The sequence below is a fragment of the Maribacter sp. genome (genome assembly GCF_016744255.1).
Taxonomy (GTDB): Bacteria; Bacteroidota; Bacteroidia; order Flavobacteriales; family Flavobacteriaceae; genus Maribacter_B.
Genome location: NZ_JADGES010000179.1, coordinates 1 through 2,007, shown reverse-complemented (window position 1 = coordinate 2,007; position 2,007 = coordinate 1). Strand labels below are relative to the sequence as shown.

The window sequence follows — 2,007 nt, the reverse complement described above, 5'->3', positions numbered from 1 at the left end:
TTTACAGGAATAGTTCGGGTTAAATCGGAAGAGTAATTAGCATATTCCGCAGCAACATCCATAAGGATTAAATCGCCATCTTGGCATTGCTGATTGTTTTCTATATAATGCAATACGTTTGCATTGTTTCCCGATGCTATTATTGGTGTGTATGCAAATCCTTTAGAACGGTTACGCACGAACTCATGTAACAATTCTGCCTCAATCTCATATTCCCAAACTCCTGGTTTAACAAAGCCTAACAAACGACGAAACCCTTTTTCTGTAATATCACAGGCGGTTTGCATCAATGCAATTTCTTCGGACTCTTTTACCCCTCTAATTTCTTGTAAAATGGGATTACTCTTTGCGTATTGATGTGCAGGAAACTGCACTTTACATTTTTTAATAAACCTATCTTCTCTGGTTTGTGTTTCTACTGCCTGACGGTAATGTTCATTTGTATTAAAATAAACAGTATCTGCCTCGGTCATTAAATCAAAAAACACTTTGTCAAAATCAGAAAGCCAATAAATAGTTTCTATGCCCGAAACTTCTGTCGCTTTTTCTTTGGTCAATTTTTCACCCTCCCAAACTGCAATATGCGCGTTAGTTTCACGAACAAACAAAACTTCTTTATGTGCTTTATTTAGAACATCCGGGAATAAAACCAATATAGTCTCTTCCTGATCCGCACCTGACAAATAAAAAATATCTCTATGTTGCTCAAAAGGCAAGGTGCTATCGGCACTTATAGGGTAAACATCATTAGAGTTAAAAACAGCAATACTTTTAGGCTTCATTTGCGCCATAAATTTTGCTCTGTTTTTTATAAAAAGGGTTGCATTTATTTGTTCGTATTTCATACTTTTCTATTTATTGTAAATTTAAGAATTCTCAGTCACACTACTTGGAGATTTTTTATATTTTAAAAGACCTACAGGACAATCTCTTTTCTCCATATAACTAAATGAAATACAAAATAGAAATCATAAAAAAAATTGAACATACAGAAGCTGTAGTGATTAATGTTACCTATTTTTCTTTCTTATATCGCGAAAAAGGTATTAGATAAAATACACTATAAAAATTGGAGGCTAATAAACAAAACTCACTAGCCATAGGTTTTATTTGTATAGGATTTTTAAAATAGTAAATCGCTCCAATCTGGGTACTACTAGCGAGCTTTATCCTATTTTACAAATGGAATTGTAAAATTTAACGCTTCTAAATCTTTCTTTCCCAACGTAATAATATCAACATCTAAAGTTATTAGCGTTACAGGCTGATCTATAGAATCTCTTTGCACATTTACAATAGCGTCTACCACATCCATCCCTTTAATTACTTTGCCAAAAACGGTGTAATCGCCATCTAATCTATGTAAACCTTCTTTGTTTTGAACAATATAAAATTGGCAGCGAGCAGATAGCTTATCCGGATTATCATCTCTACCAGCACCCAATACTCCATATTCATGCAAAAGATTATCGTTGAATTCTGGTTCTAGTAAATATTCCGAATCCGTAAACCCCGCTGGAGTATCAGGACAACCACCTTGTGCCACAAAATTTGGAATAACACGATTAAAGCTTAAAGAGTCCCAATAACCTTCCTTCGCTAATTCTAAAAAACTTGCTTTATGTTTTGGAGTTTCATTGTACAACCATAAGAGAATTTCTCCCTTTGGAGTACTAATTTGCCCAACTTCATAAGTAACTTCTTCTTTAGTAAAAGAAACCACTACAATACCTGTAACAATTATTAATAAAAGTGTCCATTTCTTCATTTTCAGTATTTTTTAAAAACTTAATACTAACAATAGTACAACTTTTAATAAGGAACGTTTTTAAAAAAATATTAGTTGTACTAGTAATTTTTTTAAAACTAAAAAAGGGACTTAAAAGTTAAGCCCCCTTATATAGTTAATGGTTAGTTATTCTATTTGGACATCATGTTCTTTAACACTCCAACAATTGCCATGATAATACCTCCGCCTACACCACCGCCAGCTACACTACCTAAAAT

Annotated in this window: 2 protein-coding genes; both read right to left on the bottom strand. The window is 33.2% G+C overall.

Annotation, left to right across the window (positions count from 1 at the left end; translation table 11 throughout):
• Nucleotides 1–845: aminopeptidase P N-terminal domain-containing protein (locus QZZ51_RS16580; RefSeq protein ID WP_291871720.1), on the bottom strand; the 845-nt coding region annotated here is incomplete at its 3' end.
• Nucleotides 846–1,171: 326 nt separating this feature from the next.
• The gene (locus QZZ51_RS16575) at nt 1,172–1,768 is read right to left on the bottom strand and encodes a peptidylprolyl isomerase (protein ID WP_291871718.1); all 597 of its coding nucleotides are present in this window, start codon (nt 1,766–1,768) and stop codon (nt 1,172–1,174) included.
• Nucleotides 1,769–2,007: the final 239 nt, after the last annotated feature.